Origin of the sequence: Clostridium sp. MD294 (genome assembly GCF_000364165.2) — a bacterium.
Lineage (GTDB): Bacteria > Bacillota > Clostridia > Lachnospirales > Anaerotignaceae > Coprocola.
The window spans coordinates 2,685,737-2,701,438 of record NZ_CP097810.1 but is presented as its reverse complement, the minus strand read 5'-3'; the positions used below and the strand labels follow the sequence as shown (position 1 = coordinate 2,701,438).

Here is a 15,702-nt window from a genome sequence, read left to right as displayed (position 1 = left end):
AAATGCAGAATGAAATATTTATCGCTTTTATGGTAGGTTGGGCAGCAGCAATAGTATTTAGTATGGTAGGAGGTATAATATTGTGGCTTTATATAGAATGGGAAAAAACAAAGATAAAAAAGTTAGAGTTAGAAAAAATTGTGTGTATTACAAAATGCAAATTAAAAGAATTAGAAAATGAAAATCATAAGGAAATAGAAAAACTAAAGGAAATCAATGAAAAATTATGACAGAAAAACAAAGAAAGTTATTATTTGTATTGGCAAAACAAAGAGGTATGGATAATGAATTATTACATAGTTATGTAGAAACACAAACAGGAAAACAAAGTATTACAGAAGTAACAACACAAGAAGCAAAAACATTGATAGATGGATTGCAGGAAAAGAAACAAACAGTAAAAGGATATATTACGGAAAAACAATTAAAATATGTAAAAGGGCTTTGTCAATGTTTAAGTTGGGAAGAAAAAGCACTTAGGCAATTTATAGAAAAGCAGTATGGTATTTCTAATGTAAATTGGCTGACAAGCAAACAAGCAGCAAAACTGATTGAAGGATTAAAAAATATATGGGAAAAAGATAAAAGAGGGTAGTAAAAAACCCTCTTTTATTGTTTGTGTTTTATTCTGTTTGTTCTGATGCAGAGGCAAGAAGTTCTATTCTTGTTTTCATGAGTTGTTTTAATTCTTCTATATCTTCTAACGTTGCTTGATTTTTAATAAAACTTCTTGAAGTGGAACGGTTACGCAAATATTTTGCTTTTTCTCTATTTTTTTCTTGCCATTTTTTGTTAGCTTCTGTTTGTGGGTTTATTTGTTTTGTTTCTGTTTGCAAATAAATCAACTCCTATTTATGAAATATGATAAGGTAAAGACCTACAACAACTACAATTAATTTGGCAATTTCAAAAGCAAGTTCTAAAAGTGCAATGATTAAAGATTTTGTAGAATTTTTCATTGTATTTAAGAGTGGTTTTATGATATAATATATTAGTAGATGGGAGGGTTTCCCCTCCCGTGGGTATTAGAATATGCTGTCTATAACCATTTTAATAACGGCTATGAGAGTGCTTAATTCTAACATGAGCTCAATAAGTGCTGCTATCACTTTTTTGAGCTCTTTTATTTTTTCTACTAATTTCTCCACCCTTTTTCCCTCCTTTCTTTTTGTATTTTTTTACTTCATTCCCCCTTTCTGAACACTATTATACTATCAATAGTATAGTTTGTCAATAGAAAAATGAAAATTTTTTTAAAAACTGTAAAAAAATTTATTTTTCGTATTCTGATTGGATTTTATAATAATATGATATAATAGTATAAAAGACAAAAAAGGGAGGTATTCTATGAAACAAAAATACAAAGAATATGCAGAACTAATAGGAATGGAGAATTTAACAATGTTATCTCATGTATTTGGAGGGAGTAATATTTATATTCCAAAAGAGAAAGAATTACAAAAAAGAGAAAAATATAAAAAGATATTAGAAGAATTTACAGGAGAGAATACAAAAGAATTAGCAGAAAAATATTGTATTTCTGAAAGAACAATATACAGAATGATAAAAAAGTACAAAGAAAAAAAGTTTTGACAGTTTTTGAAGGACTTGTCACAAAAAATATGTTATAGTAAAAATAGAGAAAAACGAAGGGAAGGAGGAGGCTGTAATATCGACAGAAAAAAATAGAAGTCATGGAAAAGTGGATAAACTGCCAGAAGTGATAAGAAAAGAAGTGGAAAACAGGCTTCTTGAGGGGCACACTTATGAAGAAATTGCAAAATATTTAAAAGAAATGGGACACAACATATCCAAAACAAGCATACACAGATATGGAAAACCTTTTTTGCAAAAATTTGAAAGTGTGAGATTAGCAAAGGAATATGCACAGTTATTGGCAGAAGATAATGCAGAAAGACCTACTACAGAACTACACGAAGCCAACAATGCACTTATCAGTCAAATGATTATGCAAGTATTGATAAATGAAAATATAAAACAAAAGGAAAAAATAGAAGCCGCACGCTCTATTGCAACATTACAAAGGGCACAAGTACAGAATGAAAGATTAAAGCTTCATGCAAGAAAAGAAGCAGGAGCAGTACATACAGCATTAAAAAAATTAAAACAACAAGTATATGAGGAAATAGGAAAAAACCACCCAGAAGTAGCAAAAGAGATTATCAAAATAGCAGACGATATAGAAAAAGAAACAGAAAAATAATTATTTATAGAAAGACTTTCAATGTCTTATGTCAGTAACATTACTACGTCCAAAATAATCCGACAAAAAATGGACAAAAAAGAAAAAGGTATCATATTCATCAAATATATTCACTAATGAGGAAGTGATAAAATGTGGCAGGAGCGAGCGAAGGCTCTTTTTTTTATGGAGAAAAAAAGTATTAGAGAAATTAGCATAATGCTATTAAAAAGTGAGAAAAGCATATATCGTTATTTAAAAAAATTGCCTGAGTACAAGCAAGAAAAAGAAAAAAGAAAAAAAGAAAACAGACAAAAGCGAAAGGCATATCAAAAGCAATGGGACAGACAAAACAGAGTAGAAGGATACACAAATATCAATGGAGAAAGTCTAAAAAGAGAACATGATTTAGCAGCAATTATATTAAGCAGGGAGAAATATGCATGAGCTTTTTAGAAGAATTTAGGAGCATTTCTACAGGGGAAAAAACACAAAGAGAAGCAGAAATTGAAAAAGGCAAAAACAGTTTCAGGCAATATTGCAATATGATAAACAGTGATTTTTTTAAAAAGGAAAGAAGCTATCAAGATATTGTTTGTGATACATTACAAAAAATGTATGAAAGAAAAATGATAAATGAGAAAACAAAAAAGCCTTATGACATACTGATATTAAATTTACCTCCCGGTTTTGGAAAAAGTTATACAGCGAGTTTATTTGCAACATGGGTATTAGGTAAAAATCATAAAAACCAAGTCATTACCGTAAGTTATGGGCAGGATTTGGCAATATCGTTTTCTAAAACAGTAAGAAATACTATACAATTAGAGGAATATCATGACTTTGTGCCTACCAGTTTTTTCCCTGAATTAAAAATAAAAGAAGGCGATGGTGCAGCGGATAAATGGGCATTAAAAAATGCTTATATGAGTTATTTAGGTACTTCATTTACTGGAAAGCTAACAGGTATGAGAGGAAATCTGATTATTATAGATGACCCTATTAAAAATGCAGAAGAAGCGATAAACGAAAAAGTAAAACAAGGGCATTTTGATTTTTATAAAAACACACTCACTTCCAGAATGCTGCCAAACAGTTTACAGATTATCATACAAACTAGATGGGCTACAGATGATTTAGCTGGAAAGATAATGACAGAATATACAGAAAGATGTTATGTATTGCAGTTAGCAGCATTGGATAAAAATGATAAAAGTATTTGCGAAAGTTTATATCCTACAGAAGATTTAATTCGAAAAAGAGAAACACTTGATGAACATATTTGGTTAGCGAATTATATGCAGCAACCTATTGATATAAAAGGGGTATTGTATGGAAAATTTAAAACTTATGATGTAATAGATAGTGATTTGTTTGAAAGACAGATTGCTTATATTGATACAGCAGATGAAGGAAAAGATTACTTGTGTGCTGTAATAGGCGGTGTGATAGGAAGATATGGTTATATTACAGGAATTTATTATACAGACAAGCCTATGGAGATAACAGAACCAGAAACAGCAAGACTTTTATCATTATTACAAACAAGAGATTGTTTGATAGAAAGTAACAACGGAGGTAGAGGATTTGCTAGAAATGTAGAAAGAGAACTGAAAAAATTAAAATGCAGAAAATGTAATGTAACATGGTTTCATCAAAGCAAAAATAAAAATACCAGAATACTTGTTAATGCAACAAATGTAATGGAACAAATAATATTTCCAGAAGGCTGGGAGAAAAAATACAAAGAATTTTACAAAGCAATAAGCAATTATCAAAGAAAAGGCAAAAATGCACATGATGATGCTGCTGATGCACTGACAGGATTTGTAGAAATGATAAATGGAGATGTCAAAGGTAGAATGAAACCAATAGCAAGCCCTATCAGAGCATTCAAGTTATTTTAAATGAATTCTAAGGAGAAATGATAAATATGGAAATTGCAAAAGGATATGAAAAAAATGCTATCATGGGACAAATGATATACCCTTGTGAGATATATCAAACACCAACAGAAACAGAAGAAAATACAGAAAAAGAAAAAGAAGAACTGCAAACAGAACAAAAGTCAGATAATGAGGAAGAAGAATGAAAAATTTTATAGAGGGATTTCGAGAATACAGTAAGGACAATCAAGAGCCTTATTTTTTTACAGAAAAAGAAATACAAAACAATGTTGAGGTTGCTTTAAAATTATATTCTAAAAAAAAGCCAATATTACGAGAAGGCAATATTACTATTTTAGAAGGACAAAAAATATATGCCTTGCCTGAAGATTATCAAACATGGTACAAAGGATTAGAAAAGTATGCTATCGTAGGAAATTGTATTGTTTTAAAAAATAGTTTTTGTGGAAAAATTTCCTTTTTGTATTATGCAGACAGAACCATTACAGAAATACCAGAAAAGGAACTATATTTATTTTACAATTATTGTCTGGGAGAAATGATGTATAAAAAAGTGATAAATATAACAGAAGATAATATAGCAGAAGGAATTGTAAAAGAAATGAAATTAGGACGTGGATTAGATTTGACATTTGAAGAAAATAAAAATGCAAAAGAGATATTACTGGATTATGTACAAAACAAAAGACTAGAATTTTTAAATGCTATCAAAGCAAAAGCAACAGGGAGTTGGTGCTAATGCAGGTAGATTTAGCAAAAGTAGTATTAAAAAAGTTGCAAACAGTTCAAAAAATGAATTGTGAAACAGAAATGACATTGCTACAGAAAACAGGAAATGTAGAACAGCTTGGCATTTGTGACATAGGAGAAAATGACAATATAGTAGAAAGCACTATAAAAGTGATACCTATGACATTGGCTTCTGAAAAGGGGGCAACTGGAAAAATTGCAAACAATATGGAGTTAGGCAACAACGAAGAAAGCTATATTGAATTTGCAGAAATAGAAGAACAAAGCAGAATACATACAGGTGACAGAGTAATATACCAAAAAGAAGAATACATTGTATTTGAAATATTGCCTATCGTTATGGGTGAAACGTTACTTTGCAGACAATATAAAGCGAAGAAGGCGATGTAATGAGTGATTTTGAAAAACTGATAAAAACGATTACAAGTATAGAGGAAGTCATACAGCAAGGTGCTCAAAATGGTTTAAAACAAGCGGGAGCCAGAGTAATGGGAACTGCAAAGGAAAAGTTAGGCACCTATCAGCCTAGTGTAGGAGAATATCCTGCATGGCAAACATTAAAGCCACAGACTGTAAAAAGAAAATATACAACAAAAAAAGGAAATTTAAAAAAGTCTGGAAAAGAATATTTCAAAAAATACGGAAGTTTTGAGCCAAGCGGTACAGCAGATGACAGCCCTTTAGTAAATACAGGACATTTAAGAGCAGCAATTACAACAGATGAAAGCCAAATAGCACAAGGAAATATTTATATTGGCGTAGCAAAAGGAAAAGCAAATAAAAAAGGGGAAAAAGCAAGTGCTATTGCGACATATGGTGCAGCACAAGAATACGGTTCGGCAAAAAGAAATATACCACCAAGACCGTATTTAAGACCTTCTGTAGTAGAAAATAAGGAAGAAATTGCGGAAGATATTAAAAATGGTATTGCAGAAAATATAGCAAATTTTGGTCAAGGAGGATTTTAATGGAGAAAATAAGGGACCCTCTTGTATTGGTGTATGAAACACTAAAACAAGCAATCAAAACAGTACATGGACAAGATTTTTTAGTATTTGATGATTTCCCTACCGCAGACAGCTACAGAAAACAAAATAAAAATGCAGCGAATATTTCTTTTGTATCAGCAAGTTCTGAAAAGGGATTGATGAGGGAGTTTATACCACATAAAGTAGTAAAAAACGATAACAACAATCAATTTACAGTGGCAACAGAAACATTAAGAATAGAATATGTCATACAGATTAGTTTTTTTGCAAATAAAAAAGGCATTGCACAAATGTTATCTACAAAGTTTATCAATTACTTGGAGAGAGAAAATACATTAAAATTAGAAGGGGACAAATGGCTGGAAAATATGGATATATTTTTAATGTACCCTCCTGCACCGCCAGAAGGTGATACAGATTTATGGCAGGTTAATCAAACATGGCAATGCAGTGCAAAATTATTGACAGAAGAAGTTGTTGACACAGTGAAACAAATGCATTTTACAGGAAAAATTAAAAATAGTTAAAATTTAGTTTATTAAAAAAGTTGTTTTATTAGAAATTTAATAAAAGTTATAAGTATTTGGGGAAACTTTTTTCACTTGTGAAAAGTTTCCCCAAGCCCTTTCAAAAACACGCTTGGAAGCGGAAAAAGCTTAAAACCTTGAGGCTTTGCCTCAAACTCCACAAGCTTTTTGAAAAAAGCTTGAACAAAAACTTTGTTTTGTTATCTACAAACAGAATTTTAAAAAAGCATTTAAAAGATATTTAAAAATATTTTAAAAGTATTTTAAAGGAGGTTTACAATATGCCAATATTAAGAGGATTTACAGGGGACATCAGGACAATGCCACCTGATATCTATGTCAATGAAATGCCAGTACCGCAACAAGAAAATTTTACTATGCCTGATTTTGTACTGGGATTTGTAGGAGAATTTGACAGAGGGCCAGTCAATGAATACATTTATTGCAGTGAAACACCTACAAAAAGAATGACAGAAATATTGCGTCCCGTATTGGGAGAAAGAAGCGATACTGGTTGTAAAGGCAATCAGCTTTTGACTCATTTACATATGGCAAGAGCAAAAAAAGCGGTGTTTGTTAGAATATTAGGCAAAGGCTATGCTACAGCAAGTTTAACACTGACAGACAGCCAACAAACACCTACACCAACATTAAAAATTAGTGCAAAATATCCAGGAGAATATGCCAATGTATTTACAGCAGAAACGATTGCAGAAAATGAGGAAACATTTACATTAAAATTGTATTCTGATTTAGATGGATATGAAACATATAAAGGTTTGACAATGGACGAACAAAGTGAAAATTATGCCATAAAGGTAGTAAACAAAAAAAGTTATCACTTTGTGTTAGAAGATTTAAAAAGTACAGCAGAAACATTGGAGGAAAAGAAACCTTCTGTAATAGAGCAAACACAACTTTTAGGAGGTTCTAACGGTATAAAAGTAGAAGAACCAGATTATATTGGTACATTTGATACAGGTACTGGAAAAAGAACAGGATTAAAATTATTAGAACTTGCTGGAAAACAAATTACAGATAGTAGTTATATTGGCTTTAGCAGTGCAGCGGCAGATAAAGCATTATGTGCTTTTGCAGAAAAGTATAACAGCATTGCTTATTGTGGTACAAATGAATTGAAATTTGGACAAACAGGAGAAGAAACCATAGCATATAGAAAAACATATGATACTGATTTTTGCCAAATGGTAGAGGGAAATTATAAAGCAAATACAGGTGCAAGTATAAGCGGAGCGTGTTTGTCTGCGATAGTACACGTAATAGGAAATGTAGAAGACAGTGGAATTGCAACAGAATGTACTTGGATAAGTGGGAGCGAGCAAGAATATGATTTTGACCAACTTTCTTTATTATATCAAAATCAAATAGGCTGTTTTACATTAAAGCCTTCTGAAACAGGGGCAGGTAATTTAGGCTGGAGAATGGGAAATGATTATACACTTGCAATAAAAGATGTTTCTGGGGAAATCATAACAGACAATGAAAACAGAAAAGTAAATAAAAGGAGATTAAATAATTGGATAGAAAATTCTTTGTTTTTTGTAGCAGCAAAGTGGCAGGGAAAAGCAATGACAACAAAAATGAAAAGAGATGCAGAAGTTAGAATTAGGACATTTTTTGACCAGTTAAAACAACCGCTTAATCCTTTAGACAGTGCAAAAATAGAGGACTATAGTATAACATTTGATGAAAGTGCAAACAACATTGATGTGTTTGTACAGAATATCAATGTCAAACACTTTAATACTGCAGAATGGGTACTTTTGAATTTTGCTGGTGGGACAAATGCAGAAATAGAATAAGATTTATCCGCTTTCTTGAAAGAAAGTTTGACAAAGAACTTTAAAGCAAAAACTAGCGTTTTTGCAAAGAAAAATAACAAAACATATAAAATTGAGTAAGAGTTTCCGTTAAAAAGTTTAGGGTCAAGCCCTTTTCAAAGGGCTTGCAGGGGTTTGGGGGCGGAGCCTCCAAAAGGGGAGGTGAGTATAACGAAAATAAAAAACAAAATGTTAGAAAACTTTTTAGCAAAATTTAAAAAGAAAGACAACAAGCAAAGTATCAGTTTTGTAGAAGTACCTACACAATATGAAACGGAATTATTTCGCATTGCACAAGACAGATACCACATTATAAAAGAAGTGAACGAATTGTGTGGGGAAAATGGAGATATACGCTTTCAAAGAGCAAATGCTTTAATAGCAGAAGATGCTACAAAAGGCGGTTTTAGTATTATTGTAAATGCTTCTGAAAAAGATAAAAAGAGAAAACAGAAGCAATTAAAACAAACAACAGAAGTTTCTACAGAAAGCGAAAAGGTGCAAAAAATAGTAGATAATTTTTTAGAAAGAACGAGATTACATATACTTTGTACAGAACACGCAAGAGCATTGTTGAGAGAGGGAGATTTATTTTTAAATGTGATAGTAGACAAAAAAAGCGGTTTGATTACAGAAATCAAAAGAGCACCTGCATTAACAATGAAAAGAAATGTGGACGAATATGGCGATTTTATAGATAACAAAAAAGCATTTTCTCAAATAGATACTTCACAAATATACCAAATGGCTGGAGAAAGTGCACCAGAAGCAAGCAGAAAAGATTTTGCACTTTATCAAGTAAACCATATTCGATGGTTATGTGATGAAACTAAAATTTATGGTACAAGTCAATATGCAGTAGCAAGAAAGTGTTATAAAATGCTTTCAAAAATGGAAGAAGCATTAGCCTACAGAAGAATATATCGTTCTGTTAGTAAGCGTTCCCATAAGCTAGAAACAACAGATATTGCAGAAATAGAAGACTACAAAAGGGCAAATGCTATGGTAGATGAAAATGGTATTCCTACACAAAATGCACATATGCTAACAGACTATATTGGTAATGTAGAGGTAAGTGCATTACATGATGAAGCAAATCTTGACGAAATAAAAGATGTAGAAATGATAGAAAATATGTTATGGATAAATTTATTAGTACCAAAGGCAATTATTACAGGGGGACAAGGTATTAACAGAGATGTATTAAAAGTGCAGTATCCTCACTATTTGCAGACATTAGAAAATATTACTGACAGGCTGGAATATGGAGATAACAGCATTTATTCTGGATATAGAGCAATAATAGATTTACAGCTTTTATTACAAGGAATTAACCCAGAAAATATTTACTATGACATTGTGTGGAGCAGAAAAACGGAAGAAAGTACCGCAGAAAGAGTAGAAAGCATACAAAATGCACTAGCAAAAGGCGGAGGAAAACAGCTTATTAGTCATGAAAAAGCGATACAGCTTGTGGCAGATGATTTTGATATAGAAGACCCTAGTGTAATGTATCAAAAAATATTAGAAGAAAATGGATTACAGCAAAACAAAATAGAAAAAGAAAAGCAGCAAAAACAAGAACTTCTACCAGAAAAAGAAAAGCAACAGCAAAAAGAAATAAAAAAAAAGAATATTATTTCTGAACAAGAAGCACTTACAGATGAACACGAAAAAGATTTTGAAGAAATAGAAAGACTTTCTCATGAATTTACGAAAAAGTGGGAGTCTTTTTTTAATGGAATTTGGGAAGAAATCAAAGAGAGTACAGAGGAAAATATAGAAAATAACATCAAAAAGGCGTGGAAGAAACAAAACAAGGATTTTTATATCCACTATATCAAAAAGGCTTATGATATAGGGGAAAAAAGAGCACAAAATGTAGTAGAGCAAGTTTTTACTGATGAGGAAAATAATGTAAATATTCGTATTGGTATTGAAAGAGAAGATATTCAAAAAGAATTATTAAACAATGCCCTTTTGAGAGTATCTAAAATGGAACAAACAACAATAGAGGAAATACGAAAAATATTGGCGAAAGGATATGAGCAAGGAGAAAGCTGGAAAGAGCAAAAAAAGAAAATAGAAAATAAAATTAAAAATCCTGTGAGGGCAGAAATGATAGCCATTACAGAATTAGGGTTTGCTTATAATACAAGTACAAAAAATACTTACAGAGGAGCAGGAGCGAATAAAGTGATGTGGCACGCTTCACTGGATTTAAAGACTTGTGATGGCTGCCGTGCCTTGCATGGAAAAGTGTTTGATGTTGACAAAGCACCAGATAATCCCCTGCATCCACGTTGCAGATGTACATGGCTGCCAGTATTTTCAGAAAGAAAAGTTGGAAATTTTGACAATTCTAGTAATATACAGTATAATAATAATGAAAAACAAAATACCTTTAAAGGGAAAAAACGAGAGCAAAACAATGAAGTTTATAATATTCGTATCCATAAAAATGTAAGTGAAAAAGAAATTGAGAAAGAAATTGAAATAGTCAAAGAAACATTTGCTGAAATGCCTGAAAAAGTGCAAAGGGCATTGAAAAGTACAATTGTTGAAATAGGACAAGAAGGAACGAGCCAATATGACTATAATAATGATGTAATGTATATTGCAAAAGGTGCAAATAAAAAACAAGTAAGACATGAAACGGGTCATATGGTGGATAATAAATTGATGAGCCAAGAAAGAGTGGAACAATTAAAAAGAGAAATTTTAGGAGAAATTGTAAGTGATGATATTTATATTGATGAAACAACCTATATTGATAATTTAGGTAGACCAGTAAAGGTTTGTTTTTTAAAAAATGAGGCACTCCTTACAGAATATCAAGGCAGAATTTATAAATGTGATGACCCTATAAAAGCGTTTGGCTGGGATAGTGGAGAGTTTAAATATGAAAGGTTGTGGGATTTTATTTCAGAACCTTATGAATTATATATGAGGGATAAAAAAGAATTGCAAAGAAAATGTCCTAAATTATACGACTACATAAAGGAAGTGGTAGAATGACACAAGAAGAAAAAAAGAAACAAAAAGAAAAATTTTTAGCAATACAAACTTATGAAGAATATTATAAAAGGATGGACGAATTTAACGGAATTGATGTAAAGGATAAAGAAATAAGAGATCATTATTACAAAAAATTAGAGCCTACTGCTCCTAAAAGGGAATATTATATAGGAGAAGCTTATACAATTTTTCCAGATGGTTCCAGAATGATAGGCGGACCTGGTATGATAGCTGTAAAAGAAAAAGGATATAAAAGTGTTGAGGATTACGAAAAAAGAAGTCACGAGGAATGGCTAAAAAAACAAGAACAGAATAAAAAATAATATTTTGACCTGAACAAGTCGTTAAACGGTTCTTTTTTTGTACAAAAATTTAAAAGTGTTTTAAAAGGCATTTAAAAGCGTTTTAAGACGCTTTTTTCATTAGACATAAAAAGTATCAGTGAAAAAAAGTTAAACGAATAGAAAAAAAGTTAAACGGGTTTTAAACGTGGTCTGAATATAAAGGAGTAACAAAAATGGAAAAAGAAGCTGATTTTTATATAGAAAAGGCGGAGGCAATATTAGACGCACAGGGGCAAAAAAGTGGTTGGTACAAACAGATAGTAGCAAGAGTAGATTTTTTAAATGGGAATGACAGATTATATCCCAAACAAGTTTATCAGGACGCACTGGAAAAACTGAAAGAAAAAGGATTTCCCTATGCAGGAGAACACCCTCACCCTAAACCTTACAGAGGAACAGACGGCAATATTTATTTTAGCACATCTATTCCTCACAGTGCTGTGAAATTTAGAGATGCTTATATTGATGAACAAAATAATGTATGGGCAGAATATACCCCTCTTGATACAGAAATGGGAAGGCAAGTCAAAACATTTTTGGACAATGGTTTGCCTATAGGATTTTCAAATAGAATGAGAGGAAGCTCCAAAAAAGAAAAAAGAAATGGAAAAACAGTGCAGATAGCAAAAAAATTAAAATTGTATACTTGGGACGTGGTACTAAATCCAGCAGAAAAAAGTGCTTTACAGTTGCCCATTGTATTAGATGATATAGAGGAGGAAAATATGAATTTTTTTGATATGAGTTTGAAAGAACTTGAAAAATGGAAAGAACAAAATAAAAGTGCAGAAGAAAGCGAAATAATGCTTTGTGATAGTGTGATAGCACTCAAAAAGCAAACAGAAGAAGCAAAAAAACAAATGCAGGCAATTACAGATGAAATAGAAGCAAAAAAACAAAAAGAAAAAGCACAGCAATATCTTTTTGATGAAATAGAAAAATGGAATTATGCTAAAAATGTAAAAGATGCTGTATTGAAAAAAGGAGAACATATTGATAGCAAAGAAAGTGTTACTGATTTTTTGAAAAGAGAAAAAGCATTTATAGATGAATTAGAAATTGGCAAAAAATTGAAGGAATTAGGCATAACAAAAGAAGAAGGCAAAACAAAAGCGATAGTAACACAAGGAAAAGAATATTCCATATTAGATGGCATTATGGAAGAAATGGACAAAGAGTTGCAGAAAAAAGACAATAGTTTTTGTATTGATAAAGAATTGAGAAAAGCAAACAATGCCATTGTAGATAGTGTATTGAAAAATATGGAAAGAAAAAAAGACAAAGATGTGAAGTCATTTTTAGATGCACTGAAAAAAGAAAGAAGTGTATTTTTAGATGAAACAACACCTGCAATAGCAGATACAGGAGCATTTGCACAGTCAGCAAATATTTCACTTGCCATATTAAAACAAGCATGGCAGGATATACAATTTTTACAATTATGTATGGTAGAAGGATTTAGCGGAAGTACATACAAAATGCCTGTAGAATTTCAAAGCCACGATTTATACAGTGAAGAGGATTTTGCTGTAGGAGAATTAGACAGTATCCCAACGGAAAACGTACAGACATTTTTATTAGAATTTGGTGCACAGTGGCTAAAAAAAGGCTTTGTTGTAACAAAAGAAGCACAAAAGGAACTATTAAGCGGCCCTATGAGATATGACGTGATAGCAGCAAATGCAGCAAGTATTGCCAACAGATTTCAAAGGATCATTGATAGAATGATTTCTACAGAAATGCTTGCTAGAGCAGATGAATATGGAGCAAAAGAAGTAAAAGAAGAAACGGTTGCAGTAAGTGAAGTAGAAGAATTGACAGAAGGGGAAAATATAACTGAAGGCAGTAATGCAAAATGGAAAGTAAATTTGTTGTGCGGAAATACTTCTCCCCTTAGTGCATTGTGTGTTGCTCCTATTGTAAGACCTAGAAAAACAGTATGGTTAGACCAATATGGAAGAAAACAAGAGGATTTTATTAATCCGATTATCGTAAAAAATAGCAGCGGAAAAGTATTGACAGAAGGTATTTTCATACGCTCTAAAGGATTAATTGCAGATAAGAATGGAAAAGAAGCAGATTATGCAGTAGATTTTGAAAATGCTTGTATTTATTTTAAAAAAGACGCAATGAGTAAAACAGCACTGCCAAAAGTAAGCTACAGTTATGCAACAAATATTGTATATTTCAATTTAGCAGTACCAAAAACATTAGAAAACTATACAGCCAGATATTACAACAGTTTATTAGAAATGATAGATACACAAAAGGCTTATATGGGAAGTGCTCCCAGATATGTTACACCAGATTTTTGCATAGGCAGTTTAAACGCTATGACAATGCTCAAACAGGCGGAATTGTTTTATCAGAAATGTTCCCCTAACGGTACCAGTCTAGGAGGAGAAGGCTATTTTGCCAAAAGAAATGGTATTGATTTGGTAGAGCATAATATACCGTGGGCAGCAGGAGACAGCAGAATACTGTTAGGCAAAAAAAATGCAGTAAGGGTAGGTATGGGTAGCCCTTATGATTTGGAAGGCCCTTATCCTCATATGGCGGCAGATGGTAAGGGCTACAGCAGCGCAAAAGAGTATATTGCAACACAACAAATCGCAATCAATACCCCTTTAGTTATTGATGAAAAACACGTGCAATATCATCCGCCTTTTAGAACCATAAAATTTTATAATAAGCAACATTGAGAAAATGGGGGATTTATCTATGGCTGAAGATGGATTATTAGGAAAAAAACTACAAATCGTTATAACAGACGCAAATGGTACAGTTTTAGAAAAAATGCCTGAAATGCTCAAATGGAGCGTTGAAGAAATTACAGAAGAAGACAAAAAATATCCTCTAAATGAAGAAGATGAATACAGAACAGTGCATCAACAAGGATTTAAAGGAAGTATTGAAGGACAGGAAATTAACGAAGCATATGACAAAATTGTAGATATGAAAATTGAACATCAAAGGAAAACAGGGGGTACATTAAAATTTATTATATTTACTACTAAAATATACAAAGATGGTACCATACAAAAATATAAATATCCGAGTGTTACATTTGATGGATATAGTCAGACGGCAGACGGCAACAACAAACCTATGACAAATAAAATAAATTGGCAAAGTATCAACAGAGAAAGAATATAGTAAGACCTTAAGGGCGTTGCCCCTAAAACCCTACTTCTTTCTTTCAAGAAAGAAGCAAAGAACTTTTAAGCAAAAACTAGCGTTTTTGCAAAACAAAAAAGAAAATTTTTGGCTAAAAACTACTTAAAATAAAAATTTTGATGTATTAAAAAAAGGAGAAGAAGAAATATGAGTATTGAAAAAAATGTAGTTGTGGAAAATGAAGTAGTAGAAACAGAAATCAAAAATCCAAATGAAATTGTATTATCTACAGGGAAAAAAGTAATAAAAAGAGAAAGACGAGGACAACATCATATTGTGGAAAGTAGGTTACTTTCTGCCTGCTCTATCAAAGGAGATGGAACAGGTGTAACGGTAGGAGATTTGATATTAGCAAGTGATATTAAAGTAGCAGTAGCAATAGGAGAAATTGATGGTACAAAACAAAAAATACCTGCTTCTTTGTCAGAGGTATATGAACTTGCAGGAGAATTTACATATGAAGAATGGGAAGAATTGAAAATAGAATTGCAAAAGGACAAAAAAGAAATGGAGGAAAAAGCAAAAAACTTGCAAGCCAGCATTGGTTCAGACAGCGAATTAATGTAGCCTATTGTTCTGGTGCAGGAATTAGTTATACGGAAACGCTTGCTATGATGGACGAGGAAGTATTAGCAGCTATTTTGGTTATCAATGAAATAGAAGAAAAACAAAAAGAACAGACACAATAAAGAAGTAAACCAAATGGTTTACTTCTTTACAAAGTCAATAGATAAATCATATTCCATAGCATTTAATATTTTTTTAGCATCTTCAAAACTAAAATTTTTTTTACCAAGAAGTTTTGTAAATGCTTGAGGCACCATATCTAATGATGCCGCTAATTCTTTTTGAGAAAGATTATTGTCAAGCAATAATTTTTTGATTTCTACAATAAGTTGTGTATTGTCTTGATATATAAATGACATTGTTATCACCTCTTTCGATA

The 15,702-nt window shown here is 31.8% G+C and carries 21 protein-coding genes; 18 read left to right on the top strand and 3 right to left on the bottom strand.

The genetic code is table 11. The annotated features are described in order from the left end of the window. Positions 1–2: 2 nt before the first annotated feature. Both C820_RS13380 and C820_RS13375 read left to right on the top strand, forming a co-directional pair. Positions 3–230 (top strand): hypothetical protein, encoded by a 228-nt coding sequence (locus tag C820_RS13380; protein WP_004036860.1) that lies wholly within the window; start codon positions 3–5, stop codon positions 228–230. After that, positions 227–595 carry a phage protein GemA/Gp16 family protein gene (locus C820_RS13375; RefSeq protein ID WP_004036865.1) on the top strand — a complete coding sequence of 123 codons (369 nt, stop codon included), beginning with the start codon at positions 227–229 and terminating at the stop codon, positions 593–595. The genes C820_RS13380 and C820_RS13375 overlap by 4 nt, the downstream gene beginning before the upstream one ends. 28 nt (positions 596–623) lie before the next feature. Here C820_RS13375 and C820_RS13370 read toward each other — a convergent pair whose 3' ends face one another. Both C820_RS13370 and C820_RS14500 read right to left on the bottom strand, forming a co-directional pair. Beyond that, the gene (locus tag C820_RS13370) at positions 624–836 is read right to left on the bottom strand and encodes a hypothetical protein (RefSeq protein ID WP_004036867.1); all 213 of its coding nucleotides are present in this window, start codon (positions 834–836) and stop codon (positions 624–626) included. Positions 837–1,025: 189 nt separating this feature from the next. Then, the gene (locus C820_RS14500) at positions 1,026–1,148 is read right to left on the bottom strand and encodes a hypothetical protein (RefSeq protein WP_004036868.1); all 123 of its coding nucleotides are present in this window, start codon (positions 1,146–1,148) and stop codon (positions 1,026–1,028) included. A 199-nt stretch (positions 1,149–1,347) separates the two neighbouring features. Here C820_RS14500 and C820_RS13365 point away from each other — a divergent pair, with 199 nt between their 5' ends. The 16 genes from C820_RS13365 to C820_RS13290 all read left to right on the top strand — a co-directional run bounded on the left by C820_RS13365 (position 1,348) and on the right by C820_RS13290 (position 15,445). Beyond that, complete coding sequence (locus C820_RS13365) at positions 1,348–1,593, top strand: Mor transcription activator family protein (RefSeq protein ID WP_004036869.1); 246 nt, start codon at positions 1,348–1,350, stop codon at positions 1,591–1,593. Between the two features lie 109 nt (positions 1,594–1,702). After that, positions 1,703–2,224 (top strand): phage protein Gp27 family protein, encoded by a 522-nt coding sequence (locus tag C820_RS13360; RefSeq protein ID WP_004036870.1) that lies wholly within the window; start codon positions 1,703–1,705, stop codon positions 2,222–2,224. Between the two features lie 132 nt (positions 2,225–2,356). Further along, positions 2,357–2,650 (top strand): hypothetical protein, encoded by a 294-nt coding sequence (locus C820_RS13355; protein ID WP_004036871.1) that lies wholly within the window; start codon positions 2,357–2,359, stop codon positions 2,648–2,650. Next, positions 2,647–4,110, top strand: coding sequence for a phage terminase large subunit (gene terL / locus C820_RS13350; protein ID WP_004036872.1), 1,464 nt, complete (start codon positions 2,647–2,649; stop codon positions 4,108–4,110). The genes C820_RS13355 and terL overlap by 4 nt, the downstream gene beginning before the upstream one ends. A gap of 26 nt (positions 4,111–4,136) precedes the next feature. Continuing rightward, a complete protein-coding gene (locus tag C820_RS13345; RefSeq protein WP_004036873.1) occupies positions 4,137–4,295 on the top strand; it encodes a hypothetical protein in 159 nt (52 codons plus the stop codon). After that, positions 4,292–4,849 carry a hypothetical protein gene (locus tag C820_RS13340; protein ID WP_004036874.1) on the top strand — a complete coding sequence of 186 codons (558 nt, stop codon included), beginning with the start codon at positions 4,292–4,294 and terminating at the stop codon, positions 4,847–4,849. Before C820_RS13345 ends, C820_RS13340 begins: the two co-directional genes overlap by 4 nt. Further along, positions 4,849–5,250, top strand: a complete 402-nt coding sequence (locus tag C820_RS13335; protein ID WP_004036877.1) for a hypothetical protein — start codon at positions 4,849–4,851, stop codon at positions 5,248–5,250. Before C820_RS13340 ends, C820_RS13335 begins: the two co-directional genes overlap by 1 nt. Continuing rightward, positions 5,250–5,828: a phage virion morphogenesis protein gene (locus tag C820_RS13330; RefSeq protein WP_004036885.1), complete on the top strand. Its 579-nt coding sequence runs from the start codon at positions 5,250–5,252 to the stop codon at positions 5,826–5,828. The genes C820_RS13335 and C820_RS13330 overlap by 1 nt, the downstream gene beginning before the upstream one ends. Further along, complete coding sequence (locus tag C820_RS13325; RefSeq protein ID WP_004036890.1) at positions 5,828–6,376, top strand: hypothetical protein; 549 nt, start codon at positions 5,828–5,830, stop codon at positions 6,374–6,376. Before C820_RS13330 ends, C820_RS13325 begins: the two co-directional genes overlap by 1 nt. Before the next feature lie 281 nt (positions 6,377–6,657). Next, on the top strand, positions 6,658–8,199 hold the full coding sequence (locus tag C820_RS13320; RefSeq protein ID WP_004036892.1) for a hypothetical protein: 1,542 nt from the start codon (positions 6,658–6,660) through the stop codon (positions 8,197–8,199). Between the two features lie 180 nt (positions 8,200–8,379). Further along, on the top strand, positions 8,380–11,235 hold the full coding sequence (locus tag C820_RS13315) for a phage head morphogenesis protein (protein ID WP_156801425.1): 2,856 nt from the start codon (positions 8,380–8,382) through the stop codon (positions 11,233–11,235). After that, on the top strand, positions 11,232–11,558 hold the full coding sequence (locus C820_RS13310) for a hypothetical protein (protein WP_004036894.1): 327 nt from the start codon (positions 11,232–11,234) through the stop codon (positions 11,556–11,558). The genes C820_RS13315 and C820_RS13310 overlap by 4 nt, the downstream gene beginning before the upstream one ends. Positions 11,559–11,752: 194 nt before the next feature. Further along, positions 11,753–14,281, top strand: coding sequence for a hypothetical protein (locus tag C820_RS13305; RefSeq protein WP_004036895.1), 2,529 nt, complete (start codon positions 11,753–11,755; stop codon positions 14,279–14,281). A 19-nt stretch (positions 14,282–14,300) separates the two neighbouring features. Beyond that, complete coding sequence (locus C820_RS13300) at positions 14,301–14,735, top strand: hypothetical protein (protein ID WP_004036896.1); 435 nt, start codon at positions 14,301–14,303, stop codon at positions 14,733–14,735. Between the two features lie 168 nt (positions 14,736–14,903). Then, positions 14,904–15,323 carry a hypothetical protein gene (locus tag C820_RS13295; RefSeq protein ID WP_004036897.1) on the top strand — a complete coding sequence of 140 codons (420 nt, stop codon included), beginning with the start codon at positions 14,904–14,906 and terminating at the stop codon, positions 15,321–15,323. Further along, complete coding sequence (locus C820_RS13290) at positions 15,221–15,445, top strand: hypothetical protein (protein ID WP_251855597.1); 225 nt, start codon at positions 15,221–15,223, stop codon at positions 15,443–15,445. The genes C820_RS13295 and C820_RS13290 overlap by 103 nt, the downstream gene beginning before the upstream one ends. 18 nt (positions 15,446–15,463) lie before the next feature. Here the strand turns inward: C820_RS13290 and C820_RS13285 are convergent, their stop codons facing one another. Then, complete coding sequence (locus C820_RS13285; RefSeq protein ID WP_004036898.1) at positions 15,464–15,682, bottom strand: helix-turn-helix domain-containing protein; 219 nt, start codon at positions 15,680–15,682, stop codon at positions 15,464–15,466. Positions 15,683–15,702: the final 20 nt, after the last annotated feature.

Bases quoted from the DNA above. Each gene is read 5' to 3' on its own strand.
- C820_RS13380 (WP_004036860.1), top strand. From the start codon at position 3: ATGCAGAATGAAATATTTATCGCTTTTATGGTAGGTTGGGCAGCAGCA.
- C820_RS13375 (WP_004036865.1), top strand. From the start codon at position 227: ATGACAGAAAAACAAAGAAAGTTATTATTTGTATTGGCAAAACAAAGA.
- C820_RS13365 (WP_004036869.1), top strand. From the start codon at position 1,348: ATGAAACAAAAATACAAAGAATATGCAGAACTAATAGGAATGGAGAAT.
- C820_RS13355 (WP_004036871.1), top strand. From the start codon at position 2,357: ATGTGGCAGGAGCGAGCGAAGGCTCTTTTTTTTATGGAGAAAAAAAGT.
- terL (WP_004036872.1), top strand. From the start codon at position 2,647: ATGAGCTTTTTAGAAGAATTTAGGAGCATTTCTACAGGGGAAAAAACA.
- C820_RS13345 (WP_004036873.1), top strand. From the start codon at position 4,137: ATGGAAATTGCAAAAGGATATGAAAAAAATGCTATCATGGGACAAATG.
- C820_RS13340 (WP_004036874.1), top strand. From the start codon at position 4,292: ATGAAAAATTTTATAGAGGGATTTCGAGAATACAGTAAGGACAATCAA.
- C820_RS13335 (WP_004036877.1), top strand. From the start codon at position 4,849: ATGCAGGTAGATTTAGCAAAAGTAGTATTAAAAAAGTTGCAAACAGTT.
- C820_RS13330 (WP_004036885.1), top strand. From the start codon at position 5,250: ATGAGTGATTTTGAAAAACTGATAAAAACGATTACAAGTATAGAGGAA.
- C820_RS13325 (WP_004036890.1), top strand. From the start codon at position 5,828: ATGGAGAAAATAAGGGACCCTCTTGTATTGGTGTATGAAACACTAAAA.
- C820_RS13320 (WP_004036892.1), top strand. From the start codon at position 6,658: ATGCCAATATTAAGAGGATTTACAGGGGACATCAGGACAATGCCACCT.
- C820_RS13310 (WP_004036894.1), top strand. From the start codon at position 11,232: ATGACACAAGAAGAAAAAAAGAAACAAAAAGAAAAATTTTTAGCAATA.
- C820_RS13305 (WP_004036895.1), top strand. From the start codon at position 11,753: ATGGAAAAAGAAGCTGATTTTTATATAGAAAAGGCGGAGGCAATATTA.
- C820_RS13300 (WP_004036896.1), top strand. From the start codon at position 14,301: ATGGCTGAAGATGGATTATTAGGAAAAAAACTACAAATCGTTATAACA.
- C820_RS13295 (WP_004036897.1), top strand. From the start codon at position 14,904: ATGAGTATTGAAAAAAATGTAGTTGTGGAAAATGAAGTAGTAGAAACA.
- C820_RS13290 (WP_251855597.1), top strand. From the start codon at position 15,221: ATGGGAAGAATTGAAAATAGAATTGCAAAAGGACAAAAAAGAAATGGA.
- C820_RS13285 (WP_004036898.1), bottom strand. From the start codon at position 15,682: ATGTCATTTATATATCAAGACAATACACAACTTATTGTAGAAATCAAA.